At 48.0% G+C, this 26633-nt stretch carries 15 protein-coding genes and 3 pseudogenes; 7 read left to right on the top strand and 11 right to left on the bottom strand.

The annotated features are described in order from the left end of the window. The 10 genes and pseudogenes from ACTJJS_RS06740 to ACTJJS_RS06695 form a co-directional block, all read right to left on the bottom strand. Positions 1 to 280 (bottom strand): hypothetical protein (locus ACTJJS_RS06740; RefSeq protein WP_440662968.1); only part of this gene is annotated, 280 nt, incomplete at its 3' end. Positions 281 to 282: 2 nt separating this feature from the next. Continuing rightward, a complete protein-coding gene (locus tag ACTJJS_RS06735) occupies positions 283 to 3651 on the bottom strand; it encodes a non-ribosomal peptide synthetase (RefSeq protein ID WP_440662967.1) in 3369 nt (1122 codons plus the stop codon). Beyond that, positions 3648 to 3899: pseudogene (locus tag ACTJJS_RS06730) on the bottom strand (phosphopantetheine-binding protein); the annotation flags it as partial. The pseudogene ACTJJS_RS06730 and the gene ACTJJS_RS06735, both read right to left, overlap by 4 nt. 315 nt (positions 3900 to 4214) lie before the next feature. After that, positions 4215 to 5321, bottom strand: a pseudogene (locus tag ACTJJS_RS06725) (amino acid adenylation domain-containing protein); the annotation flags it as partial. Between the two features lie 135 nt (positions 5322 to 5456). Then, positions 5457 to 8732: pseudogene (locus tag ACTJJS_RS06720) on the bottom strand (condensation domain-containing protein); the annotation flags it as partial. A 72-nt stretch (positions 8733 to 8804) separates the two neighbouring features. Then, complete coding sequence (locus tag ACTJJS_RS06715) at positions 8805 to 10466, bottom strand: cyclic peptide export ABC transporter (RefSeq protein WP_440662966.1); 1662 nt, start codon at positions 10464 to 10466, stop codon at positions 8805 to 8807. Between the two features lie 4 nt (positions 10467 to 10470). Further along, on the bottom strand, positions 10471 to 12351 hold the full coding sequence (gene asnB / locus ACTJJS_RS06710) for an asparagine synthase (glutamine-hydrolyzing) (RefSeq protein WP_343746992.1): 1881 nt from the start codon (positions 12349 to 12351) through the stop codon (positions 10471 to 10473). A gap of 23 nt (positions 12352 to 12374) precedes the next feature. After that, positions 12375 to 15656, bottom strand: a complete 3282-nt coding sequence (locus ACTJJS_RS06705) for a condensation domain-containing protein (protein WP_440662965.1) — start codon at positions 15654 to 15656, stop codon at positions 12375 to 12377. Between the two features lie 26 nt (positions 15657 to 15682). Then, positions 15683 to 18106: a TonB-dependent receptor domain-containing protein gene (locus ACTJJS_RS06700; RefSeq protein WP_440662964.1), complete on the bottom strand. Its 2424-nt coding sequence runs from the start codon at positions 18104 to 18106 to the stop codon at positions 15683 to 15685. Positions 18107 to 19313: 1207 nt separating this feature from the next. After that, a complete protein-coding gene (locus ACTJJS_RS06695) occupies positions 19314 to 19961 on the bottom strand; it encodes a class I SAM-dependent methyltransferase (RefSeq protein WP_168868732.1) in 648 nt (215 codons plus the stop codon). A 412-nt stretch (positions 19962 to 20373) separates the two neighbouring features. On the opposite strand from ACTJJS_RS06695, the gene ACTJJS_RS06690 reads away from it, so the two are divergent. The 5 genes from ACTJJS_RS06690 (at position 20374) to ACTJJS_RS06670 (ending at position 24041) form a co-directional block, all read left to right on the top strand. After that, the gene (locus ACTJJS_RS06690; protein ID WP_440662963.1) at positions 20374 to 21144 is read left to right on the top strand and encodes an alpha/beta hydrolase; all 771 of its coding nucleotides are present in this window, start codon (positions 20374 to 20376) and stop codon (positions 21142 to 21144) included. Positions 21145 to 21428: 284 nt separating this feature from the next. Then, positions 21429 to 22373: a hypothetical protein gene (locus ACTJJS_RS06685; protein ID WP_440662962.1), complete on the top strand. Its 945-nt coding sequence runs from the start codon at positions 21429 to 21431 to the stop codon at positions 22371 to 22373. Positions 22374 to 22385: 12 nt separating this feature from the next. After that, on the top strand, positions 22386 to 23180 hold the full coding sequence (locus ACTJJS_RS06680) for a helix-turn-helix domain-containing protein (RefSeq protein WP_440662961.1): 795 nt from the start codon (positions 22386 to 22388) through the stop codon (positions 23178 to 23180). 82 nt (positions 23181 to 23262) lie between these two features. Then, a complete protein-coding gene (locus tag ACTJJS_RS06675; protein ID WP_440662960.1) occupies positions 23263 to 23682 on the top strand; it encodes a DoxX family protein in 420 nt (139 codons plus the stop codon). 2 nt (positions 23683 to 23684) lie between these two features. Beyond that, positions 23685 to 24041: a cupin domain-containing protein gene (locus ACTJJS_RS06670; protein ID WP_168868737.1), complete on the top strand. Its 357-nt coding sequence runs from the start codon at positions 23685 to 23687 to the stop codon at positions 24039 to 24041. 36 nt (positions 24042 to 24077) lie between these two features. On the opposite strand, the gene ACTJJS_RS06665 is transcribed toward ACTJJS_RS06670, so the two are convergent. After that, entirely contained in the window at positions 24078 to 24329 is a 252-nt protein-coding gene (locus ACTJJS_RS06665; RefSeq protein ID WP_343746986.1) for a hypothetical protein, read from the bottom strand. A 242-nt stretch (positions 24330 to 24571) separates the two neighbouring features. Here ACTJJS_RS06665 and ACTJJS_RS06660 point away from each other — a divergent pair, with 242 nt between their 5' ends. Beyond that, positions 24572 to 25780, top strand: coding sequence for an acyltransferase family protein (locus ACTJJS_RS06660; RefSeq protein WP_440662959.1), 1209 nt, complete (start codon positions 24572 to 24574; stop codon positions 25778 to 25780). Positions 25781 to 25864: 84 nt separating this feature from the next. Continuing rightward, positions 25865 to 26623: a polysaccharide biosynthesis/export family protein gene (locus ACTJJS_RS06655; RefSeq protein ID WP_440662958.1), complete on the top strand. Its 759-nt coding sequence runs from the start codon at positions 25865 to 25867 to the stop codon at positions 26621 to 26623. Positions 26624 to 26633 lie beyond the last annotated feature (10 nt).

Raw genomic sequence — 26633 nt, 5'->3', positions numbered from 1 at the left:
TGTTATACGTAGCCGCATGTCCCTGCAGCTGCTCCAGTACCCATAGCCGTTGCTGTGAGTGCGACAGCGGGTAGTGCTCCATCGCCGCCGCAACAGGGATAGCATGATATATCTCCTTTTTAACGGCTTTCAGATAGGCAATAATGGCGTCCTTATTTTCTCTGATCTGCCCGATCAAATCCGGTGTCAAAGCACCTGCCGGCGCATTCAACTTCAGCTGCGTATCAACCAGCTGAAGTTGGACGCCTATTTTCCGGAGTTCATTTAATAACAATTCCATTTTCATAGAAATATTTCATCTGTGTTACCTGATAAATCAGCAGCAACGGGGTTATTGATCCATAACAGCATATCGATCTTATCCGAAAGTTGTGAGAGCAGCGGATTAACAAACAAATCTTCCAGGTTCAGTTTTACGGAGAGCTCTCTCAGAATACGGGAGTTGACCTGTATCACTTTCAGGGAATGTCCTCCTATCTCGAAAAAGTTATCATCCAGACCTACCCGGCCATTTCCCAGCACTTCTTCCCAGATGCGGGCCAGCGCCTGTTCCGTATCAGTAACAGGTGCGCGGAAAACCTGCCGCTGGGCCTGTGGCGCCGGCAGCACTTTGCGGTTTACTTTCCCGTTACTGGTCAACGGGAACTGAGTCAGCTCCATGAAATAAGCAGGGACCATATACTGCGGTAAACGGTTTTGCAGCCAGGAACGCAGCTCTGTAACAGCAACGGTATTATCTGCCGTATAATAAGCCACCAGCGCCTTCTCCGCTCCGTTCTGATATACAGTAACGACCGCCTGGCGCAACAGACCGGAAGCGAGCAAACTTTCTTCTATCTCGCCCAGTTCAATACGATACCCACGGATCTTTACCTGGTTGTCTCTACGTCCGTAAAATGTTACTTCTCCGGTGGCAGTCCAGCTGGCAATATCGCCTGTGCGATATAACTTCCCTTCACCATATGGATTGGGAATAAAGCGGTCACTGGTCAGTAAATCGTTGTTCAGATAGCCCCTGGCAAGGCCATCGCCGGCTATACACAGCTCACCCGGAACACCTACCGGTTGCAGCTGTTGCCGCGCATCAAGGATATACAGCTGTGTATTGGTGACAGGCTTTCCTATCAGATGGGCCTGGTCCGGACGGGTTATTTCCAGTGCAGTAGAGAAAATAGTTGTCTCAGTTGGACCGTACATATTCCACACGCGACCTGTGCGCTCCAGCAGCTGACGGGCCAACCCCTCGCTCATGGCTTCCCCTCCTGAAATTACCTGTAAGCCTTTGCGGCCTTTCCAGCCACTTTCCAGCAATAGGTTCCACATGCCGGGCGTCGCCTGTAACACCGTAGCTTTGCTGGCTTCCAACAACGCGCCTAACAAGTCAGGCATGTTGCATTCGTTATTCCCGGCCACTATGAGCCGGCATCCCATTGTTAACGGCAACAGCAACTCTACCACCGACATATCAAAAGTATAGGTGGTGATCGCCACCCACCTGTCAGCCATACTAATACCTAGTTGCTCCTTTATAAAACCAAGCACGTTGACAACGCCTGCCTGGCGGACCAATACCCCTTTGGGACGCCCTGTTGAACCCGATGTATAAATCACGTACGCAATATCTTCCTGTTGATAAGCCGCAGCCACAGCGGTGTCTGCATAACCTTTCAACGTTTCTTCGTCACTCAGGTCCAACACCGGCACTTTTCCTTCATAACCGCTGGTAGTGTCATCTGCCAGGATCAGCTGCAGCCCGCTGTCTTCAATGATATAATCCAGCCTGTCTGCCGGATATGCAGGGTCCAGCGGAACGTACCCGGCACCCGCCTTCAGAATACCCAGGATACCAATAACCAAATATTCATTGCGTGCGGTACTGATTCCTATCAACGGGTTTCCGTTGATACCGTGGCTGCGCTGCAGCCGGTTTGCCAATTGATTGGACAAACGGTCCAACTCCCGGAAAGAAAATGTTTTTTCTCCGCTGACAAACGCTGTCTCGTCCGGGTGCAGCGATACCTGCTGCTCAAAGCAGCTCACCAGATGCTGTTTTTTCAATCCCCGGTCTTTAGCGGTAGCATTGAATACATGCAACAACAAATGTTGTTCTTCCGATGGAATATAATTAAGCTCGCCCACGCTCATTTCCGGAGACTGAAGTATCTGGTCCAGGAGGCAATGCAGATGAGCCGCCATCCGCTCTATCCGGGACGGGTGATACAATACTGTATTATATTCGATGTGAAGCTGCAGCCCGTCATCATTTTTATCGAAATAGAACGTCAGATCAAATTTGCTGACAACATCACCAAGTTGCAGCCGTTCGGCCTGCATCCCTTTCAGCGCCAGGTCAGCCTTGCTGTCCTGACCGCCGCTATGCCACACCACCATTACATCGAACATCGGAGAGCGGCTCAGGTCACGTTTCAGCCCCAGTTCATCTATCAGCAGATCAAAGGGATATGCCTGGTGCGTAAAGCCCTGCATGGTTGTTTGTCTGGTATGTTCAAGCACTTTCACAAAACTGTCTTCCGCAACAATGTTATTTCTGAAAGCCAGGGTGTTGACATAGAACCCTACCTGCTCTTCCAGGTCAGGATGTTCGCGGCCCGCTACAGGAGTACCTATGATCAGGTCTGACTGTCCGCTGTAACGGTATAACAGGATATTCACAAGCGCCATAACGCCCATAAACAAGGTAGCCTGCTGTTCCTTCAGCAGCTGTTGGAAACCGGCAGTCTGGCTGGCAGTGAAGCGATGCCGCAGATACGCGCCCTGGTGTTTCAACATGGCAGGACGGTTATAGTCTGTGGGCAGCTCCAGCACCGGCAGGTCTCCTTCAAAATGAGACAACCAATACGCACGGTGTGCCTTAAACTGCTCACCGGCTAGTTCCTGTTGTTGCCAGGCAGCATAATCCTTGTATTGAATTGACAGCTCGGGCAGGTGCACTTCTTTCCCCTCCACAACAGTGTTATACAACAGGTTGATCTCCCGTACCATGACCTGCATAGACCATTCATCGGAAATAATGTGATGCATGGAACATAGCAGTATAGATACGGTATCGGTTATACGAAATATCTCCAGCCGGAAAAGCGGTCCGTTTTCCAGGTCAAACTGCTGCATACTTATCTGGCTCGCCGTATCCAACGCCATACTTTCCGCATCTGCCTTATCGCTAAAATCATGTACCACCAGCTTTATATTCGCCTCCTGTACCGATTGAATACGCTGCCTTGGCTCGCCGTCACGAAGCACAAAAACTGTACGCAGGCTTTCATGGCGCTCCACCAGTCGGTGAATGGCTACAGACAGTGCATTTGTATCCAATGTGCCCTTCATTCTGTAAAGGGCCGATATATTATATGCTACCGACTGCTCATTAAACTGACTGACCACCCAAACCCGCTTCTGAGAGTTTGACAATTCATAACTCTCCATTGGAGCTACTCTGGGTATAGGCTGGTAAACCTCCTTCCTCACCTCACCGAGATAAGCAATAATAGCTGCTTTGTTATCCCTGATCTGGTCCAGGTAAGCAGGTGTCAATACCCCAGCCGGCGCATTGATCTTAAGCTGGGAGTCCACAAGCTGAATCTGTACGCCCAGCTTCCGAAGTTCATTCAGTAAAATTTGTAAATTCTTCATATAATAATTTCATCTACGTTATTAGCTAAATCTGGTTTCGCAGGAGCATTCAGCCACATCATAATCTCCACCCGCTCGGTAAACTGTGCCAGGACAGGGTTCGCAAAAAGGTCCCGCAGCTCCAGTTTAACGGAGAAATCCTTAAACACTTTGGAGATCACCTGTATCGCTTTCAGCGACTGGCCGCCTATCTCAAAAAAATTATCATTCATGCTGATACGGGGATGTTGCAAAATATTTTCCCATAGATGGGCCAAGGCTTTTTCTGTTTCTGTCTGAGGAGGATGATATACGCGGGGACCGGCTTCCGGCGGCGGTAATAACTTCCTGTTTATCTTACCATTGGGGGTTAACGGTAACTGCGTCAACCGAACAAAAAATGCAGGCACCATATAGTAGGGCAATCTTGCATGCAGGTATTCCCTTAATACTACCGCGGCATCATCATCGCCCGTGTAATAGGCTACCAGCGTTTTTTCATTGCTGTTGAGGAAAACATCTGCAACCACCTGGTCCACTAACCCTGAGCCAAGCAGGCACTTTTCTATCTCCCCCAATTCAATACGATACCCCCGCACCTTTACCTGGGTGTCCCTGCGGCCCAAAAACTCCACATTTCCGGCATAGTCCCATCGGCCAATATCTCCGGTGCGGTACAGAAGACCCTGGCCGTAAGGGTTAGCGATAAACCGCTCATTCGTTAAAGACAAATTATTCAGGTAGCCAAGCGCCACTCCTTCACCGGCTATACATATCTCCCCGGGAACAGCGACTGGTTGCGGATGAAGCTCATGGTCCAATATATACACCTGCGTATTGGCAATCGGCTTCCCGATAAAATGTGTTTTTGTAATGTCTGTTACCGGAAAATAAGAAGCACATACCGTTGTTTCCGTTGGCCCGTATGTATTGAATAAGGGCACTTCGCCGAACAAATGATTGATATGGGAAGGCAACAACTCATCTCCCCCGCTAATGATCGTTCTGAGCGGACCAGGAAATGTCAGACGGTTATTTAGTTCATTCAACACCAGCGGTGTCACGCTCAACACCGTGATCTGCTGTTTTTCAATCAGGTCAGCCAGGGCATCTGTATCCCGCCCTCCTGCTGTTGACAATACCAATACTCCCCCTTTAAACAGTACCGGAAACATCTCTTCCACCATCGTATCAAAAGCGATGGATGACTGTAATACAACCCTGTCAGCTGTACCGATGTTAAAATAAGCGCCAAAGGCATGTATATAATTGGTGAGTGATCGCCGCGACACCATCACACCTTTGGGATGGCCAGTTGATCCGGAAGTATAGATCACATATGCCAGCTGATCAGGCGACACTGCATCCCTGTATCCGGTAGCTATCGCTGTTGCTGCAATATCAATCAGTGACAACGTCTGTATACTATCATTACACCCATGCAATGACCCGTCAGTCAGCACCAGCGCCAACCGGCTATGCTCAAGGACATAACGTATCCGCTCCGCAGGATACTCAGGATCAATAGGAACATAGGCTGCCCCCGCTTTAAGAACTCCCAGGATACCAACTACCAGGAACTCATTCCGGCCCGTACTAATGCCAACCAGCTTATCATGGCTATCCCCAGGTAAACCGGCAATTATTCCGGCCACCTGATTGGCGCGCCGGTCTAACTCTCCATAGGAGATAGTCTTTCCTTCGCAAATAAGTGCTGTGGCATCCGGCCGGAGCGCCACCTGGCGCTCAAAAATCTTCATCAGATCTGTATCCGGCAGCGCCCAGTCAACATGGGTATCGTTAAATCCATACAATACCTGTTCCCTTTCTTCAGACGACAGCATCATCACCTGATCAACAGGAACAGCCGGATGTTGACACACCTGTTGCAATATATTTTCCAAATGGTCACATATCCCCGATACATATGCCGCATCGTACAAGACTGTACTGTACTTCACTTTCAGGCACAAAACGCCTTTGTCTATACTGAATTCGAAGAGCATATCGTTCAGGCAGGTATCGTTTTCGATTTCTTCAGTGTGTGCCTTCAGATCCGCAAAAACCGTATCGAAGCCCAGTACCTCCTCAAAATTCTGGAATATGACCAGTACGTTATATGTGGTAAAGTCAGTCACTTTCCCATGAGCGCTGTTAATATCCTCCATATTGAATGTCTGATGATCGTAGATCAGCAAAAGATCATGATGGAGCTTCTTCAGGAATGCAGCACAATTATCAGCCGCATCCGGTTGTATATTAACAGGCAGCGCATGCAGAAAATATCCTATCTGGTCTTCCAGTTGTGGATGAGTACGGCCTGCCGTATCTATCCCAATCAGCATGTCCTCCCTGTCGGTATAATTATACTTGTTGATCAGTAATGCTATGGCAGCTATCAGCACGCTAAAGACAGATACGTCCTGCGTACGGGCGACGTCGTGGACACTCTCGGTCATTTCTGCCGGAAAGTATTTTTTAAATACGTCTCCTTTGGCAATGCCTTTTTCAGTCGTCTGTCTGTCAACAGACGGAGGAATACGAACGCCAGTCGCAGACCCCATAAGGTATTGCTCCCAGAACAGGCGATTCTTCCGGTATTTTTCTGTCAGCTGTAATTGTTGTTGCCAGAAGACAAAATCCTTATACTGTATTTTCTCCGGTGCAGGTTGCGGTACGGCTACCCCTTCTTTAAGCATCCGGTACAGCTGTTCCCATTCCTTTCCTATCAGTTGAATGGACCAGCCATCGCTGATGATGTGATGTATGGAAAAAATAAGCACCCATTTATCAGGGGCCGTCTTCAACAGACAGCAACGGTGCAGGGGCGCCTGCTCCAGGTTAAACGGAAAACGCGCCAGCAAACGTTTTTGCTCTTCCAACCGTGTCACCGGGCAGTCCAATGCTGTCAAATCTTCGTTTAACCATACCGGTTGTACCTGCTCCGGCGGGCACAACACCTGGACCGGCTCATTGTCTTTCCATTGAATGGCGGTCCTGAGCACGTCATGTCGCAGTATCAACAGGCAGAATGCTTCTTTCAGCAGGCTTTCGTCCAACTGGCCCTGCATCTCCACCGAAAAGGAGATGTTCAGGTTGGCGGAATCCGGCGCCATCATATGGGCCACGTAGATCTGCTTCTGGCCCCAGCTGAGCGGATAAGACGTTTCACCGGGAGCTTTACGTATGGCCTGCTCCGTACTACTGCTTTTTTGCCTTTGTTGCAGCAGCGCTTCCAGGCCTCTTTTAGTGCCTGCTTCGTACAGCATGGAAAAGGATATATCATATTGATGCCGGCTAAGCGCGTTGATCAACGACATAGCTTTCAGGCTGCTCAATCCGGCATTGAACATACTTTCGTCCGGGTGGATATCACCATGGATACCCACTTGTTTTAAGATGGTTGTCAGTACGGTAGCGACATCCTTATTGTTTGCCAGGTTTTCGTGGTCCCGTTCCATTTGTTGCATCGTCGCTATCTCCTGGTCGAAGGAACCATTCAGGAGCGCTTCTTTCAACCGGAAATGCATTACTTTTCCGCTGGTGGTTTTAGGGATGCTGCGTATCGGCAATATATAATCCGGATAGATGTCCATCCTGGCTGCCAGGAGTTCCCTGATACGAATTGCCTGATGGAAAAAAGTATTTATACTACCCTTGAATAAAACAAACAGTACTATCTGCGCAGCGACTTGCGGCGCAGCCACACCAACAGCCACCACGCTGCCAGGTCTGATATCCAGTTCCCGCTCTGTCAGTTGTTCGATGTCATGCGGATAATAATTTTGCCCGTTGACGATGATGATATTTTTCTTCCTTCCTGTTATCACCAGGTTTTGGTGATGAAGGAACCCTATATCTCCTGTACGGAGCCAGCCATCTGCAGTAAACAGGCCCGAATGGTCCGGCTGACGATAGTAGCCGGCAGTAACGTTCTTTCCTTTTACCTGGATATTGCCAATGAACATGGCGGGCAGGACAACATCTTCGTCGTCCGCAATTCTCACCTGGCAATCCGGTACCGGATGTCCACAATCGGCAAAGCCCAGGCTTTCCTCGTCGTCCGCGCTTCCGGGTATAATCTGTTCACCTGTTTTCAGCTGCTGCCGCTTGCAATAAACAAATGTGAGCTGATGGCCTACATCCGGCAAGGTCACCGCCACAGAAGCTTCTGCAAGGCCGTAACCCGGAAACATTGTATGTTCTCCCAGTCCATGGCCGCGCAATAGCTGGACGAATCGCCTGGTGATAGTCTCGGAAATAGGTTCTGCTCCATTTACGATCACCCTTACATGATCAAGCTGCCATCTTATCGTCTGTTCACCGGACTCCATGGATTTCATGAGATACTGGAGCCCAAAATTGGGAGAATACAATATGGAAGCCTTAAACCGGGTGGCTAGCTCCATCCAGAGCAACGGGCGCTTGATGAAAAGCGTGGTAGGCATAATCACCTGGTCACACGCCGCCACAACATTTGTAAGATGAAAGCAAATCATGCCCATATCATGCGTCAGTGGCAACCATGACAAGGCTACATCTCGTGCTGAAATGGCCAGACGGGAAGCGATAGCCCGGGTATTGGACAAAAGGTTGGCGTGTGTAAGCACCACCCCTTTGGGATCTCCGGTGGAGCCGGATGAATACTGTATATAAGCCACGTCCTCTTCGTATATCCGTGGTAGCACAGGTGTCCTGCTATCCCCCGCCATATGAAGGTCCGCTATGTCAATCCGCTTTATCCTGCCGGCATCTGCGGAATGATTATTTTTAATATAAGCATCAAAGTCCCGGTAAAAACTTTCCTCCGCAACAATGGAAGGTTGTTCAAGCTGATGCAGGATGTTCCATACTTTTTCCTTGTGTTGTTCCTGGCTGCCCGGTGCTACGGGCACCACAATGATTTTGGCGAGGATACAGGCCCAGAACAATTTCAGGAAAAGCTCATTATCGCTGATAATGATCACCATTTCACTTCTTTCCTCCAATCCCAATGCCTGCAAGGCCGCCGCCATATGCAGCACCTGGTGATAAAAATCGCGATAGGAAATGGAGTAGCAGTCTTCCCCACCCCTGACCAGTGTTATTTGTTTATCAGACATCGCCGTCTTCCTCAGGCTCTCAGCAAGCGTAAGACGGGTTAAAAGCGTTTCCATAACTACGTTGGGTTTAAATCAGCTCACATCCTGCACGATTTCCTGTTTGCTGCTGTCATAGGTTATTTCTCCAAAATTGAATTTTATGATCCTGCTGGCATACCGGTAGTATTCATCATCATGGGTAATGACAATTACCGTTTTACCATTTTTCTGCAACAGCGGTACAAGCTCTGTATAAAAGTACCGCCTGAAATTCGGGTCCTGCTCTGCGGCCCATTCATCCAGCACTATTACCGGTTTGCTTTCAAGCAGCGCATAGATCAGCGCGAGGCGCTTTCTTTGCCCCTTTGACAGATTATGATTAAACCTGTCACCGTCATTCTCCAATTCTATTTTATCGCTCAACTTAAGCAGAGAGATCAACTCGTACAACTCTGTATTAGTGGTTGTCATATCGACCTTGTCATAGTTCTCATTAAACAGATGCCCGTCCGTAAAAACAGCTGAAAAATAGCTCCGGTAGTGCCCAATATCTTCAGACAACAGGTCATTTCCGTTTAGCAATATCTTGCCCGACCTGGGCCTGACAAGCCCCGTAAGCAGCAGGCCAAACGTGCTTTTCCCGCTACCATTGCCACCTATGACGAAGATGACTTCACCCTGCTCAATACGCATATTGATGGGAGACATGAGGAAAGTGGTGGTTTTGTTGTTACTACTGACATACTGATATTTTACGTCCACAAACTCCAGGTCGGAAAAACCACCCGATGCGCGCTGTAAATCCCTGGCAGTAAACTCCCCCTCATTGATACTAAGCCTGTGGTTAAAGATGATCAGCCTTTCATAGGCGATCTTTAAGGAATTGTAGGTGGGAATAATGGTCACCAGGATAGCGACAGGGCCAATCAGGTACATGATGGTAACAAGAAACGCCGCCTGCGTGGAAGTGCTGGTTTTCATCACCAGTGGCAAAACAAACATAATCACGCCGAAAATCACGTACCAGCTGTAAGTACCGGATATCTCATTATCCAGGTACTTAATGGATGTTTTGTTGGTCAGCTGCCTGTTCTGTTCCCTGTTAGGAAATATCCAGTTATAGTACACATTATTGCTTCTGAGCACATTCAGCTTCAGTTCCCTAAAACCATGTATAGCGTCATTTAAATAGCGATAGTAATTATTCTGCAGGTCACGCTGACGATTCAGGTCTTTCTGAATACCCTTGTTTCTGATAAGATATACTACCAGCAGGACCGTCATGGTCATCAATATCACCAGCCCTCCCAGCGGCGCCGCCCAGAACATATAACCAAAACAACAAAGCACTACCACCATGGCATTGAATGCATTCATAAAAATTTCGGGGATATGTGCCAGCGACCTGGTATCATTGACAGCGGTATAAATATTTTCCTTTCCCAGTGCATCAAACTCCGTGAGTGTGGAGCAACGGATCTTTTCAAGAATGTTTTTCTCAAATTCGAAAGTGATGTTGCTGGTAAGCCGGATCATATAAACCTGGAAAAACCTGGAGCAGACAAGCGCCACCAACACAATGCCCACAAACAACGGTAATTTATATGCATCCGGGAACGAAAGTGTTTTCCCCGTCACGGTAGCATTGATAAAGAAAAGCAGCATTCCATTCAACAGGCTGTTGAGTAATCCGAAAAGCACGATGAACGAAATGGTACTCCTGATTTTACCGGAAAGAATCTGACTGATTTTCATAATTCTAGTTGTTGTTAACGCCAAACAAATCAAGCATGATATTGAATGTCAGGACAATGATCAATAAGTCGATATCATAGGGCGGATTGAACACAAAAGAATCTGACAGATATAGTTTCTTCAGTTGTTCAATGGCATCCGGGTTAAAGAATCCCTGGGCTTTGATCCTGTCATAGGAAAGCAGGTCGTTTACCCATTCCTTATTGGTTTTAAGCAAAGCCGGGCTTCCGGGGGCAACAAAACCGAACTTTTCCCGCCATATAATATCCTGTGGTATGAAGTTATGGGCCACCTTTTTCAGCAGGTATTTTTCATTGAAATTGTTCAGCATCATTCCGGGGGGTATCGTTTTCACAAATTCCACCAGTTCAATATCCAGGAAGGGATATCTTCCCTCTACACTGTTGGCCAGGGTCATCCTGTCACCATGGTCCGCAATCAGGTGGCCGGAAAGCCGCAAACGGAAGTCGGCATAGGAACGTTGATGGAAACGGTGTTTTCCCACCATCCGCCGTTTGTCCACGACGGCGCTTTTGAGACAGTCAAACTTGTCGTAGGTCTTATTGAGTGCAGGTGAATAAAGATATTGTTTGGTTTCCCTGAAGTCGTACTCATTTTTCTCATAAATAAATTCCCGGTCGCCCCATATGGTTTTTCTGATCTCTTTGTCGAGCAGCTCGTTCAGGTCCCCGGAATCATCACTGTCTCCCTTCATGGTGTCAAACTTATAACCGGCGTAGCCTCCAAACAACTCATCTGCCCCCTCGCCGGACAACACGACTTTGATATCTTTTTGGCGGGCGGCTTCTGACAAAGCGATTGAGCAGAGGTTATAGGTCTCTTTCAGGGGCGTTTCGGCATAATAGACCACTTCCTTTAGTTTACTTTCCGCATCGGCCCAGCTGAAGGCGATATCATTGTGTTCTGTCTTCAGAAAATTGCTCATCAGCTGCTGATATTTCTGCTCATTGATGGTCTTATCCTCCATGGAGCCGCCGAAGCTTGCAGAAAAAGACTGGAATTTTTTGGATGGTGCCGCATGGGCCATCAGGGCGCCAATCAGGGAAGAGTCTAACCCGCCACTCAGGTAAAACCCAACAGGCACATCTGCATTCAGGCGGTAAGACACGGATTTTTTCAACAGCGCCTCTATCCCTTCCAAATAATAGGCCTCGTCTTTACTGGCCTGCGAAGGATTCTGGAGGTCAGGGTAGTCCAGGTCCCAATATTCATGGCTTTTAATCTGTCCGTCTTTATAAACGTTGTAATGTCCCGGCTTTACACTACAGATATTGGCGAAAATGGTAGTGGGACTAACATTGGACGGATAGGTCAATATCTGGTCCAACCCGTTCAAATCTATTTGCCGCCTGACGGCGGGATTTCCGAAGATGGCTTTTATTTCAGATCCGAATATCAGTGCTTCATCCTGTTCGGTGTAGTAAAGCGGGCATATGCCGAAATGGTCCCTGGCCAGGAGAACCAGGTCGTTTTTCCTGTCGTCTATCGCAAGCGCGAACTGTCCATTCAGTTTTTTCAGAAAATCGGCACCAAAGGTTTCATATAGGGGAACCAGCACCTCAATATCGGAATTGGTCCGGAACTGATATCCTCTGCCCTTCATTTCCGCTCTCAACTCTTTGTAATTATAAATCTCTCCATTGCAGATGAGCACTATTTGTCCGTCCTGGCTAACAAAAGGCTGTGCGCCCATTTCAAGATCGATGATGCTCAATCTTCTAAATCCGAAGCCGACATGGCCTTTTATAAAAGTCTTGTAGTCATCCGGGCCGCGATGAATGATCTTATCAGCCATTCTTTGAATAATTCCTTCATCAACAGGCCGCTGCTTGTCTTTATAGACTATACCGGTAATACCACACATGATAATAGATTCAATGGTTAATTTTAAAAATTTCCTTCTATGCTGGAATTGAACAGCCGCTGTGCCAGCAGCTCCTGTCTCTTTTCTTCCGGTGACAGGTATTCTGCCGTGCTGACGGGCGCCTGCGGGTGGTCACTGACAAAACTCATCAGCTGGCGAAGGTGCTGCGTCATCCGCTCTATTCGCTTACGGTCGAAAAGATCTGTGCTGTACTCTATGCTTCCGTAGAGCACACCACCTCCTTCGCTAAACTGAAAACGGAGGTCACATTTGCTGATTTCGATCCGGGCAACTTCCAGGTCGATGTTCACACCGTTCATTTCCAGGTCTGCTTCATTATTCAGTTCGATGTTTTGCAGGATCACAACAACATCAAACAAAGGAGACCGGCTTAAATCACTTCCTAATTTCAACTCGTCAACCAACAGATCGAACGGATATGCCTGATGGGAGAAGGCATCTATGGTGGTTTGCCGTACGCTGTCCAGCACTTGTGTAAAAGAAGCATCTCCGGAAATGGTGTTCCTTAGAGCGAGCGTATTGAGATAATAGCCGATCTGGTCTTCAAGGTCAGGATGTATACGGCCTGCGACCGGTGTGCCGACAATGAGGTCGTTCTGGTCACTATAGCGGAACAGCAATACATTTACCAATGTCAGTAACCCGATGAACAGGGTCGCTTCCTGTTTTTTGATCAGCTGCCCGAACGCGGCGCTTTGTTCGGCATCGAACACGAACTTCACCTGCGAGCCACGGAAACTCTGCATAGCAGGGCGGCTTCGGTCGGTTGGCAGTTCCAGTGCCGGCAGATCCCCGGTAAAGCGTGACAGCCAATATTCCCGGGTGGCAGCAAGCCCTTCCCCTGATAATTCCCGCTGCTGCCAGGACGCATAATCTTTGTATTGTATATTGAGCGGCCGCAGCTCCGGCAACACGTCCCTTGAGCGGGCATTGTATATGGCTATTACCTCACGGCCCATTATCTGCATAGACCATTCATCAGAAATAATATGATGAATACAGCATGCCAGCAGGAACGTATTGTCTGTTATCCTGAGCAGCTCTATCAGGAACAGTGGGCCATTTTCCAGGTCAAAGTGATGTGTTCCGATCTGTCGTGCACGTTCCCGGGCTGCCGCCTCAGGATCGGGCTGGTCCCGGAAATCACGGACAAGCATCGACACGCCCGATTGAGCAGCAGACAGGATCCGCTGGCGCGGCTCTCCATCCTCCAGGAAAAAGGTAGTGCGCAGGCTTTCGTGTCTTTCCACAACAAGCCTGAATGCTTCTGCCAGTGCGGAAATATCCAATGGTCCTTCAATTCTGTAAAGGACTGGTATGTCGTAAGCAACCGACTGCTCTTTCAGCTGGCTGGCTATCCATAACCGCTTTTGTGAATTGGAAAGCACATAGCTGTCGGCTTCGGGCACCTTAGGTATCGGATGATAGGCCTGCCGTTTTGCCTGTCCTACCAATGCGGCCAGCTTCGACAGCACCGGGTTGGCAAAGAGTTCTGCAATGGTCAGTTGTACGTCCAGCTCTTTATATATTTTCGCTATCAGCTGGATCGCTTTCAGCGATGAGCCGCCAACATTAAAGAAACTATCATCGCGGCCAATACGCTCAAGTCCCAGCACCTGCTGCCACAACAGGGCCAGTTGCTGTTCGAGACCGGGCTCCGGTGGCTGATAGCTTGTCCGCAAGGTTACTTCCTCCGGCCTGGGGAGTGCCTTCCGGTCTACTTTTCCGTTCATATTGAGCGGGAAGGTCTCCATCCATACGTAATAGCTGGGTAGCATGGCCGGATTAAGATCATGCGACAGGAGCTGCCGTAGCTCATCTGCTGCATAGCGGTGGCCGGTATAGTAGCAGATCAGTTCCTGTCCTGCCGCTTCAGAGCTATGCACCAACAGTTCCACACGGGTAATCCCGTCCTGCTTCAATACAGCCATTCGCACCTGTTCCGGTTCTATCCGGACACCGTTGATCTTGATTTGCTCATCGCGGCGCCCCAGTATCTCCAGGCAACCGTCTGCGCGGTACCTGCCCAGGTCACCTGTCCGCCAGACCAGGTCCTCGCGGCCGTCGCCGGCCAGCGGATTTTGCACCAGGCTGTTTGTATTGAGACTTTTATCGAGATAACCTTTGCTGATATAGGGGCTTTTGATGTACACCTCTCCTATTTCACCATCTTCGCAGATGTTGTTGCTGCCATTAATCACCGCCACCAGCGTGTTACTGATCGGAAATCCCACTGGCAGCACTTCTCCTGGCTGCCAGTCCCAGTGCTCAATATGAAAACAGGTTTTTAATATAGTCGTTTCTGTCAGGCCGTACAGATTCGACAATCTCGCAGTGGTGCCATTGGCTGCTTTCCAGTTCAATACATCGCACCCTAACAGCCTTTCACCGGCAAGCACTACATAACGGAGAGCGGACAACGGATGTCTTGTTTCCAGCAGCGCGGCCGTGATCAGGCGGAATAAGGAAGGCACCGTTTGCAGCAGGCTGATATTGCCGGCCCGCAGCCATTCCACCAGCTTCACCGGATTGTTTTTAATGCTGCTTTCTGGCAGGCACAAGGTAGCGCCTGATGTCAATGCCGTTAATATGTCTTTCAGAGAAGCGTCGAAGGTCATGGTCGCCAGCTGGCTGATACGAAAACCGGTATCAACGCCCCATTCCTTCCTGTGCCAATGAATATAATGGCTCAGCGCTATATGTGACCCTACGATCCCTTTGCTTTTCCCGGTAGAACCAGAGGTATAAAACACATACGCGTCATTACGGTCGTCGTAGCTTAACCCCGGATTTTCGGTACTGAACGGATTTTCCCTCACTGTCACTGTAAATCCTGCCGCATCCTGTTTAATCACGTCCAGCAGCACCTCCTTGTCTGATCGCTGGTCCAGCACGATCACCGTATGAATCGGTGTTTCTTTGGGGAACAGGACCTTATGCAGTGCGGGATAGTGTTCCGAGGTAGTGACTACAATGGTGGTCTCCGTTTCTTCGAGCACCTGCTCCACATGGAGTATCGCCTGATCAGGCGACAGTGGCACATATCTGCCGCCAGCCTTAAAGACTGCCAGGAGGCTGATCACCTGCAACGGTCCTCCGGCGGCATATACCCCCACAGATGCCTCCGGGTGGAGATCAGCTTCCAGCAATGCATGGGCGAGTTGGTTGGCATAATTGTTTAATTCCTGATAGGTAAGGTCCATGCCGTAACCTTCTACGGCCACCAAATCGGGGAATTGTGCGACCGTTCTCTCTATCTCAGTGTGAATAAGTTTGTTGGACATAATGTATTATTAACAAATTCTGACTGTTAGTTGGCACCTTTGATGCGGTTCATCTCCTTTTCTGAGGCACTGGAATTGTTTTTTGCTTTGGGAATCTTGCTGTTCCCGAACTTGTAAGTCAGCGTCAGACGAGCGATCCTGGTTTCAAGTCTTTGGTGGTATTGATATTGTTGATTTGGCAATAAACTGGTAAAATACCGGGCGCGGGTATATAAAATATCTTTCACCGAAAGGCTTGCACTAAAGTGCCGGCTGATGGTCCTTGACACTCCGAAATCAAGACCATACTGGGGTTTATTATAAAAAACCGTCCCGGTAATATAGGGGGACTGATACCCAAAATTCACTTCACATTTCGTTGCTTTATCAATGTTTATTGTCTGGTTGACATTAAAATTGTAGGATGCCCGGCGGGCGTCGAGTGGCACACCGTCAAAGTCTGGTGTAACGATGTGGTTAAGGTTGGCATTAAAGAAAACAAGGCCTGACCACCATGACGTAAAGCTGACGGGCAAAGTCAATGCAAAGGAAAATATGTCTTCTCTCGCCAGGTTATCAAAAGAAAAAACAAGTGTTTTAGACACAGGGTCTGTCTTTACTACCTCGCTCATTACCTGGCCCACCCTTACATAACTTACACTGGCGTTATACGTGTCCAGCAACGTATAGTTTAATTCAAAGGAATTGCTATACTGCGGCTTCAGATAAGGATTCCCCTGACTGAATGTGAACTGGTCAAGAAAATAGACAAACGGATTAAGGTCCTCATAACTCGGACGGTCAATCCTTCTGCTATAAGCCAGGTTAAGTGTGCTTGCCGCAGACAGCTTCCGGTCTATAAAAGCGGATGGGAAGAAATCTATATAATGTCGTTTTACACCTTCGCCGGCGTCGGCGGAAATGCCTTCCGAATTTGTCTGCTCTACGCGAAGACCGGCTTGTATTGCTGTTTTGTCGCCTTTGAAATTATAATTTACATAACCTGCATTGACATTTTCCCTATAGATAAAATGATTGCTGAATACTGTCGGGAAGAAGGTGCCGTTTCTGAGCGAATCATATCCGAAGTTATTATTGGTTTTAATATAGGTGACCTTCATACCCGCATCCAGCACATGTTTTCGATCAAGCCACGGGCGCGAGTAATCTGTATTAAAAGAGTAGATGTCTATCTTGACAGGTGAACTAATCCTTAAGGTATCTGCCTGCCGTAATGGTTTTCTGTCGGGCAGATAGTAGGCGTTGTTATATTGCGTTACCTCCCGGGAATCAAAACGGCCTGCGTTAAAATCAAGTCCCAGTGTGCTGCCGGTGGTGTCCAGCTTGTATTCATAGGAAGCGCCATACCTGTAATCTCCATAGTCGCTTTTAAGAGGGGCTACCGACTCATAAGAGGAATCCGGTTTTCCGGTTTCCCTGCTGATACGTGTATTGTTGTACAGTGTCTGTGTGGCGTTAATGAAAGAGCCATCGGCAAAGATGCGGAAGGCGCTTCTGTCATTCGGAAAATATTCCATAGACACGTTGAAGTGGTTGTAGCCGATGCGCCGCACCCTGTCTGCCTCCTGATCGAACCGTGTTATCAGGTCTTTGTTGATATTGGTCCGTTCTACTGTTTGATCATTAAACCGCTGATTACCGGAAGTAATATAGTTAACAGACAGATTGGTTTTCTTTGTCCTGAAATTGACAGTCACACCAGTATTCCACTTATAGTACTTTCCATATCCGCCCATGGCATTTACCGTGCCATTAAAGCCAAGGGTCTTGTTGGTCTTCATTTTTATGTTGATGATGCCTCCGGTGCCCTGTGCTTCATATTTGGCAGGTGGGTTTGTGATCAGTTCGATAGCGTGAACATTTGTTCCCGGTGTATTACGTAAAAGTTCGGCAAGATCAGCGGCAGAAAGATAGGTTGGTTTATCATTGATCAGCACCATTGTTCCTTCTTTTCCCCTGAGCGATAAATTGCCATCTTTGGACTCCGCTACCCCTGGCGCGCTTTGGAGTATTTCCAGCGCGGTATTCCCTTTTGCGATAACACTGTTTTCCACGTTCACCACCACGCGGTCTATCTTTTTCTCAATCAATGGTTTTTGTGCTGTAACAGATACTTCCTTCAGCATTTTCGCGGCATCCTGTTTTAACACGATATCCGGCAAAACGATGGTATCTCCTGTACCGGCGCTGACCACAAAAACGTCCGTTCTGGACAGCATATAACCTGTATAACTTGTTTTAAGAAAGTAACGTCCTGCTGAAACACCGGAAAAGGCAATAGTACCATCGGTCCCGGAAAACACACATTTGTTTTTTGCGGTGTCTCCTGCATCTACCAGGCATACTACCGCAAACTCAAACGGATGGCTGGCGGTATCCTTTACAAATCCTTTCAGCTGAACTTTTCCCTGTCCCCAACCCGTCGCATACAGTGCTGTGAATGCAGCCATTAAAAAAATACATTTCCTCATTAAGACGATTTTTTTCGTATTAATTCCATCCAATTATTTCATGGACGGCAATAGCAAGACATGCAATCCTTCACGCTGATTGTGTTGGCATCACAAGCAACGCTTTTATTGCACTGTCTATAAAATGATGTATTACATTGACATGGATGATATCCAATATCAACCTACGTTATGCAAACAATAAGGGGTTTAGACACCTGTGAGCATTCGTCGGGATCGGGACTGCGCATTGTTGGCTTACATGCGCGTTCGGCCTTGTGTGCGCATACCGGTCTGTATGCGCATAACAGCGTTTCATATAATTCCTCATATATCCGTTTTTTCTTAATCCAATGTGACTACCAGAAATCAACACACACTCTCCACTCAAGCAGACAATGCTAAACGAACAGTTAATCGTCTCTGGAAAACAACGTTATATACTTTTCATCACCAATACATTGCCACGCAACACACGGCCGCCCCTTCCACCAGGGACAGCGATGTCCATTGACAACATATTCATAACGAACAGTGGTCTTTATTCTAAAAATTAAATAGTGACAGAGGCAATCTGCAAATCTTAGCAAAAAACTTACACGATATTTTCCGGCATAGGACCTTCATGGAACGATTGCCCCATAAGGCACTAATAGACAAAAGAAGGAAACGTTGGCGCTCTACACAGCCTCGAAAACAAAAAAAGAAAAAGAAACTTTTTGGCTATTTTGAATATTTACGATCAATCCAGGATGGAAGGTTAACGATCAAAAGACGTAGGGGTTCCCTTCGGGCTTACAAAATCTCTCGACTGAATTTATATTTCATCAACGCTGATCCTGCAATCGTACTTCACAAATCTATAGAAAAAAAATTGTAACGACAAAGATTATCGCTGATAAAATTTTAAACTATTCTTGCAGCGAACCCATTACCACTGCTACTTTTCGCAGTACTGCAACATACATAGGATTCATAACATTAAAAAATACCCAACATTGGGTATATAAGATCAGGTGCTACAAAACACTACTGAAATAAATCATCAGTAGCATCTAATTAAGGGTATCTTAACATGCAAAACAAACACCACTATTATACGTACATTCTGCACCGTTATATTCTTCATATCATATATGAGACATACCAACAGCCACTCACAAATTGATCATAAAAATATACCGGAGCATCATCGGCGCCTGCAGAATTATTTCGCAGCCTCCAATGCCACTGCGTTGTCAAAACGCGTCTTCTCCTCCACCAGCCGGAACATGCCGTCGGTAGCGTCGTTGAACGAACAGCGGCGAACTTTTCTGAAACCCGCTTTTTGCAACTGGTGGGCCAGCGAGATGTGGTCCCACATATAGAGGTGCTCCTTGTTACCGAAAGCCGACTGCACCAGCTGACGGATGCCACGCTGCCGCTGTTGCCGCCCCAGCAGGGTTTCTTCCATAAATTTCACATTTGCTTCCTGGTCTTCCCCATGCAGGTTGTCTATATACTTCCTTGCCGCCGTTTCCAGGTCGGGCAATACGCAGCGGAAATAGCCACCGGGCTTTAGTATGCGGTAGGTATTACGGATAGCGGTGATACAGTCCTCATACGACAGATGCTCCAACACATGCGAGCAATAGACACCATCACAGGAGTTCTCCTCAATACCGGGCAATCCTGTAATAATATCGCCCTGGATCACGTCGGGATGAAAAGCCACATGCATCCGCTTTTTCAACAAAGACCCGATCAGCGGCAACTGCTGCAGCCTGAGTGTCGGGGAAGCGTCAAAATTTTTCCAGCCCGGCGGCGCCGAAAAAGGGCCGCTGCCATATTGGACATATAATTTTCCTCGTTCCATAATCACGCTTTGATATTTTAACAGTAATAGGGTTTGTCAGATACTGATAGAGAAAAAATAACACTGGACAACCGGATTTTGTTGGGCCGCGCGCTAACACCCGGCCCGGGACCGGTACGCTTCCGGCCGCAGCGCTTCTAAAGCGTTTCTCATACCAACACAATTGATAATCAGAAACATATAAATATTCACATAATACACTGAATGCATTCAGACAGATTAACTTTGCATTCAAACAGATATTTTATAGTTTTGCGCCGGTTCTATCAATTGCTGGTGATACCCGGCAATATCCCTGTTAATACTGCTCACGCCTAAGCACCCATACTATTTTATGCTAACTCTGCCGATACGGATTAAATAAAATCCATATTTTAATAGTTCAACTTTTTAATTGCATTCGTTAATAACCATGTCTATCGGGCAAGAAGTGAAGAATTTTATGTCGCAACGTGTGAAAGTGATTTTTTCTGTTTTATTGATATGCTGCAGTCTCAGGGGATTTTCTCAACCTTCTGCAGCTACCGCCAAAGACGAACAAAAAACCATCTACCTTTTTAGCGGGCTTGGGGCCGACTCCAGTTTATTCAGGAACCTGGAGCTTCCCGGCTACCATAAAGTATATATCAACTGGGTACCCTCGTCGCCAGACGAAACCATCACAGAATACGCCGCCAGGATAAAAGACCAGATTACTATTGAAAATCCGTATATCATCGGGGTTTCCTTTGGTGGCATCGTGGCAGTGGAAGTGTCCAAACTGGTGAACACAAAAAAAATGGTATTGATCTCCTCCGCCAGAACAAAAGATGAGCTGAGCAAGTTCCAGTTTTTTTTCATGAGACTGGGCTTATACAGGTTAGTCCCCCGCTTCCTGTTAAAGCGCATGAATTTTTTAACCTATAGCTACTTTGGCGCCCGTACTAAAATGGACAAGGATGCGCTAAAGGAGTTACTACAGGGCACAGATATTTATTTTTTCCGTTGGGCGCTGAAAAGTATTTCTCACTGGGAAAACAAACAACCACCCGAACACACCATTCAGGTACATGGGACAGCCGACAGGGTGATTGCCAGCAGGCTGGTACATCCTGATTACCGTATTAAAGGCGGCGGGCATCTCATGGTATTCAACAGGGCTGATACGATCAGTAAGATTATCATGCACTACTTCCGGGAGTAATGGCGACAGCTTATTCCCATTCACGGACCGGATTATGCCGGTCCTTAAAATCACAGTAGCGTAACAGTGCGGCGTAATAACAAAATTTAAAGCCCTGCAACCTCTGTTGCTGGGCCTTTTAGTTACTGTCCTCCCGTCCATCAGCCTGCTACAACACGGGCATCAGAAAATGAAAATAAAATCCGACATTTATGCCGCCGGAGTTTTATGAAACATTCCCTGCCAACTGGTTGGGTTCCTTTTTCTCCCGCCCTGTCATGATTTCCGATAGTAAACGATCACACATGAAACCTCTCCTGACTCTTTGCCTGCTCTTGTGCATTGCCGTCGGCGCCCGTTCCCAGTACAAACTGGACAGCGTTATCCGCAATACCAAAACAGCCCGGCATGTCCGTATCCCCGGTACTCATCTCTACATCATTCCGCCGGCACACTATGACATCGCTAAAAATTTCATCGGGCTGCATCACAAAGAGAGAGGTATGATCAACGTGTACGACCTGCCGGGAGGGAACTTCTATACCAACGCAGCGTCTTTCAGCAAAGAGGCTTTTATTGAAAAAGGCGCTACAGTGTATAACTACCAGGAGCTGAAGATCGATGGCTATCCGGCGAAGTTTGTGGCCGCCCAGGGCGCTCCTACGCATATTACGCTTGGACTTGTTTTCGGGGACACTACCTTCTCCACCTCTGTAATGGCAGTATACCCCACCGGCAACGAGGCCGCCGGTAAAGAGATGCTGGCCAGCCTCCGCACCATCTGGTACGACCCGCAGCAGAAGATCGACCCTTTTGAAACGGCCAATTTCACCATCGATACCAGCAATACGCCTTTCCGGTTCTTTAAATATGCCGCCAGCCTGTACATCTACACCATCAATGGCATGGACACCAAAGATGATCCGGACGGACCGTTCGTGATGGTGGCCCAGTTCCCCAATGACAATACCGCCAAGCCAAAGGAAATCGCCGCGCTCATGGTCGGCAAATTCCGGGAATATGGCCTTACTGCACCGGAAACCAAAGCGGAAATCAATGACCGCATCAATAACAACGAAGCTTATCAGCTGGAAATACAGGGACAGCTGAAAGACAAACCGGTGACCGCCTACTGTTGCGTGGTCGTGAAAGGCGATCAGGCCATCGTGCTGCAGGCCATCAGCAAAAAAGACGCTACGCGCGACCTTCAATACTTTAAACAACTGGCTGCTTCCATACAAGTAAAATAGTATCTTCCATTTATGTCGATGATCACCATCACCACACTTGAACCATCTCTTCTTCCGGACAAGCCACGCCGCGTAATGCGGTACGTGCTGTTATATTGCCATACCGGTTCCCTGGTCATTTCCGTTGACCACCGTGACTTTAAGCTGGGCGCCGGCGACGTGATCACTATCACCTCGGGCCAGATACACCATATCCGCGAAAATCATCAGGCTACCGGCCACCTGCTGGAATTTACGCTTGACTTCTTCTGTAAGGACGATAATGATATAGAACTGATTTTCCACAACGGCCTTTTCTGTCATTTCGCGATGAATGAAGTGATACCCGTCGGCCAAGGCGTGGCGGACGCGCAACTGGCGCTCATACAGGAAGAAATAGCGCAACAGCCCTATCAGTACCTGATTTCTGTCCACAGCCGTATTACGCTGATACTGGTGGCCATCAACAGGGCCAAGGTGCAGCGCGGCGATGAAATATGGAAACCGGACGCCCTCTTCCTCAAATTCCTGGAGGCCGTACGCAACAACTTTGAACACAACTACGCGCCGAAGGAACTGGCCTCCCTGCTGGGCACCACAGAAGCCAAACTCAATGAACTGGCCCGCCTGCATGCCGGCAAAACAGCCCAGAACGTGATATATGGCCTCATCACCTCGGAAGCCAAGCGGCTGCTGACTTACGGCGATCTTTCCGTCAAGGAGGTTGCTTACAAACTGGGGTTCAATGATCCTTTTTATTTCTCCAATTTCTTTAAAAAACAGGCCCAATTATCTCCCAAACAATATAAAGAGCAGTATGCCCTTTAAATATTACATGTTTTTTGCAGGATTCTCTATTTTCTAACTACCCCTGAAATGCCAACTTTGTACTGTCAAAAACAAACAGTACATGAAATCATATCAGGACATCGCCGCCTTACTGTTAAGGCTTTCACTGGGGACCGGGTTCCTTTCGGCCGTAGCCAGCAGGCTGGGGCTCTGGGGCAGCCATTCTTCCGGCTGGCAGAGCTTTCTGCAATACACCGCGCAGGTCAATTCCTTTGCGCCTGCCCGTATCATACCCACGATAGCGGTCATCGCCACCATACTGGAAACATCACTCGGCATATTACTGCTGGCTGGATTTAAAACCCAGCTGGCAGCCGTCAGCGCCATGATGCTGACATTATGCTTCGGAATAGCTATGGCCTGGTCCTTCGGCCTGAAAGAGCCTTTGGATTATTCCGTATTCGCTTTCAGCGCCGGCGCTTTTATGCTGGCCACCCTCCCCGGCTACCGCTGGAGCATTGATCAACTTTTAAATTCTTAATTATGCATACAGACATTAACCACTACATTACCCGCAGCACCCAGCAGGACTGGCAACCACTTGTTGAAAATGGCATACACTATAAAGGCATCTTTGTAAAGTCCCTGCGATACGACGAAGAGAGCCAGCGCTCCAAAACCATCTTATTGAAGTTTGAACCAGGAGCCACCTATCCTTACCATAACCATCCTGCCGGCGAAGAAATTTTTGTATTAAGCGGAGAGGCCGTACTAGAACACGCTACCCTGACAGCCGGCGACTACCTGTATACACCGCCAGGATTCAAACATTCAGTTAGCAGTCCTATCGGATGCACGCTGTTTTTTGTTATCCCGGAAGAAGTGGAAATATTGGGTTAATGAAGTACCGCCCCGGCAACGTTCGCCGGGGCTTTTTTACGACCTGTTGTTCATTGCTTCAAAAGCTGCTTTGGTATAAGGTGGTTCCATTTTAAACCGATACACATGCACCACCTGCTCTTCACCTGACGAGAGATCGTACAGCGTCATGGCATAAGCGCCGTTCTCGTCTGACCAGTCATACTGCAGTACTTGCCGGAGTAATGTTTCCACTTCCAGTGTGGAGTTGCAAACAGCGGTATAGCGTATTGTTTTTTCGGGCCCTCTGAAGTCGATCCTGTATTTCATGTTCGCCTATTGGAAGTTCAGACCTATAGTTTTCAGATCTGTATTTTTTTTAAATTGCACAGATTGCTGCCCTAAAGGTAACGAATCTTTCCTTACGGCACACGCTGCTTATTCATTTTGTTCACTTGCCTCCATCCTGATTATTTTATTCATTAGTTCTACGCACTGCTATTGCGTTCGTTTTCTTGTTAACTTCCATATCACAGGAAACCCGATTTGATTAACCTCTAACCATTCTTTCTATGGAGAAGAACCGCTGCCCTGTTGTCCCGACCTATTTTCATAGTCTGGATGCTTTCAGGGGCATCGCGGCCTTGATTGTCGTCCTCTTTCATTGGCAAATGTTTTTTTACCCTAACGACGTATTTACGACCGGCGGTGAACTAAACAAGTCCCTGCCCTTCTATTCTGCATTATCTCTTTTCTACACACATGGCATGGTGTCGGTAGATATCTTTTTTCAGCTCTCGGGTTTCATTTTCTTTTGGTTATATGCCAATGCTATTGCAAGCGGCAAGATAGATTTCAGAAAGTTCTGGATATACCGGTTTTCAAGACTATATCCGCTTCACTTCGCAACACTGTTGATAGTAGCCGTTTTACAGCCACTGGTATGGCAAAGGATGGGGCATTATTTTGTGATCCAGTATAATGACACGTATCACTTTTTGCTGAACGTTCTCTTTATTCAGAATTGGGGATTTGAAGTCGGGCCGTCTTTTAATGCACCTTCCTGGTCTGTGTCGGTAGAAATATTTCTCTACCTGTTATTTTTTCTGATTTGCAAACTGAGATGGCATACCAATAAAGCGTTACTGTTGCTGCTCATCCCTGCAGGCGCGCTCATGCAACATTATACCCTGCTTATCGGGAAAGGTGTTTTTTCCTTTTTCCTGGGGGCCCTTTTATATTATGTTTACAACTATCTGGTACAACATAAAAACATTCGCACCTATTTCCGGGTTATCAGTATAGTTACTATCGTTCTCTGGGCGGTGGTCATTATATCTTACTATTATTATCCTTTCCTTCAACAGGCATGGACAAACAACATCGGCAGGCTACGCCCTGGTCTCAGCGCAGAGCAGTCCGCCGAAGCATATGGTGTTGTCAGAAACCTGTTGTTCAGGGTCACGGTAGCCCCCTGCACCATCTTATCGCTGGTGCTGCTGGAAACCGCCGTACGGCCCTTTCACCGCCGCTGGTCTATTCTCGGCAATTGCAGCTATGCAATTTACCTGCTGCATTTTCCCTTGCAGATAGCAACGGTCCTCGCCATGCAACAGCTGCACCTGGACCGCCGCCTGCTGCTTACTCCCTGGGTGATGATCGCTTTTATCAGCATGGTCATTCTCCTGAGCCTGGCCGTTTACTATTATTTTGAACAGCCGGCACAGGACAAAATCCGGCAAGCCACGCTTTCGCGGCGGAAAGGCATATTGGCATCCTGAAGTTTATGCGTGCCACAGTGAAAAGCACTGGACGGCCCCGATATATTAATCCGTAGTTCACACTTAAAAGCATCAGGTACCCGTATGCAGTCATTTCGCATGACCTTGCTGATCCTGGCCATGTTGATGGCAGGATGCACCGGCAGCAAGAAGATAACTTACTTCAACGACATCGCTGACGCTACCGGACACACCTCCGTTGCACGGTATCCACAGCTGAGAATCCAGTCAGGAGATGTCTTACAGATCATCGTCAGCACCCCGGACAAGGACGTCACACAACTCCTCAATCCCAATCCCCCGGGTGCGCCCGGCCCTTCAGGCACAGGCATCGATCAGGGATACCTCGTAGACAGCGCCGGATATATCCGGATGCCCATCGCCGGCAGGTTGTTCGTCAGAAACAAAACCACCGCAACGATCGATGAGATGGTGACGACCGAACTGTCGAAAACCCTGAAAAACGTGTATGTCTCCACACGCATGGTCAGCTTCAGGATTTCGGTGCTCGGGGACGTGGCACATCCCGGCTCCTTCAGAGTGGGCAACGAAAGGACCACCATCCTCGATGCGCTCAGCATGGCAGGTGATATGAACACCTCCGCCGACAGGAAAGATGTAATGGTCATCCGCGAAACAGACGGCGTGAGATATTACACCTCGCTCAACCTGAACGACAGTAAAACAATGAGCTCACCGTATTTCTATCTGGCCAATAATGACGTAGTGTACATCAAACCCGGACCGGGCAAACAGTTCCCTACGTCGAAACTGGTACAGCTGCTGCCCGTCATACTCAGTGCTATTTCACTGGCGACTACGATCATTCTTCTCAGTAAATGAAAAAAAAGGT

Source organism: Chitinophaga sp. 22308 (assembly GCF_052045305.1).
GTDB lineage: Bacteria > Bacteroidota > Bacteroidia > Chitinophagales > Chitinophagaceae > Chitinophaga > Chitinophaga varians_A.
This window is presented reverse-complemented; position numbering and strand designations above follow the sequence as displayed.

Bases quoted from the DNA above. Each gene is read 5' to 3' on its own strand.
- ACTJJS_RS06735 (WP_440662967.1), bottom strand. From the start codon at position 3,651: ATGAAGAATTTACAAATTTTACTGAATGAACTTCGGAAGCTGGGCGTA.
- ACTJJS_RS06715 (WP_440662966.1), bottom strand. From the start codon at position 10,466: ATGAAAATCAGTCAGATTCTTTCCGGTAAAATCAGGAGTACCATTTCG.
- asnB (WP_343746992.1), bottom strand. From the start codon at position 12,351: ATGTGTGGTATTACCGGTATAGTCTATAAAGACAAGCAGCGGCCTGTT.
- ACTJJS_RS06705 (WP_440662965.1), bottom strand. From the start codon at position 15,656: ATGTCCAACAAACTTATTCACACTGAGATAGAGAGAACGGTCGCACAA.
- ACTJJS_RS06700 (WP_440662964.1), bottom strand. From the start codon at position 18,106: ATGGCTGCATTCACAGCACTGTATGCGACGGGTTGGGGACAGGGAAAA.
- ACTJJS_RS06695 (WP_168868732.1), bottom strand. From the start codon at position 19,961: ATGGAACGAGGAAAATTATATGTCCAATATGGCAGCGGCCCTTTTTCG.
- ACTJJS_RS06690 (WP_440662963.1), top strand. From the start codon at position 20,374: ATGTCTATCGGGCAAGAAGTGAAGAATTTTATGTCGCAACGTGTGAAA.
- ACTJJS_RS06685 (WP_440662962.1), top strand. From the start codon at position 21,429: ATGAAACCTCTCCTGACTCTTTGCCTGCTCTTGTGCATTGCCGTCGGC.
- ACTJJS_RS06680 (WP_440662961.1), top strand. From the start codon at position 22,386: ATGTCGATGATCACCATCACCACACTTGAACCATCTCTTCTTCCGGAC.
- ACTJJS_RS06675 (WP_440662960.1), top strand. From the start codon at position 23,263: ATGAAATCATATCAGGACATCGCCGCCTTACTGTTAAGGCTTTCACTG.
- ACTJJS_RS06670 (WP_168868737.1), top strand. From the start codon at position 23,685: ATGCATACAGACATTAACCACTACATTACCCGCAGCACCCAGCAGGAC.
- ACTJJS_RS06665 (WP_343746986.1), bottom strand. From the start codon at position 24,329: ATGAAATACAGGATCGACTTCAGAGGGCCCGAAAAAACAATACGCTAT.
- ACTJJS_RS06660 (WP_440662959.1), top strand. From the start codon at position 24,572: ATGGAGAAGAACCGCTGCCCTGTTGTCCCGACCTATTTTCATAGTCTG.
- ACTJJS_RS06655 (WP_440662958.1), top strand. From the start codon at position 25,865: ATGCAGTCATTTCGCATGACCTTGCTGATCCTGGCCATGTTGATGGCA.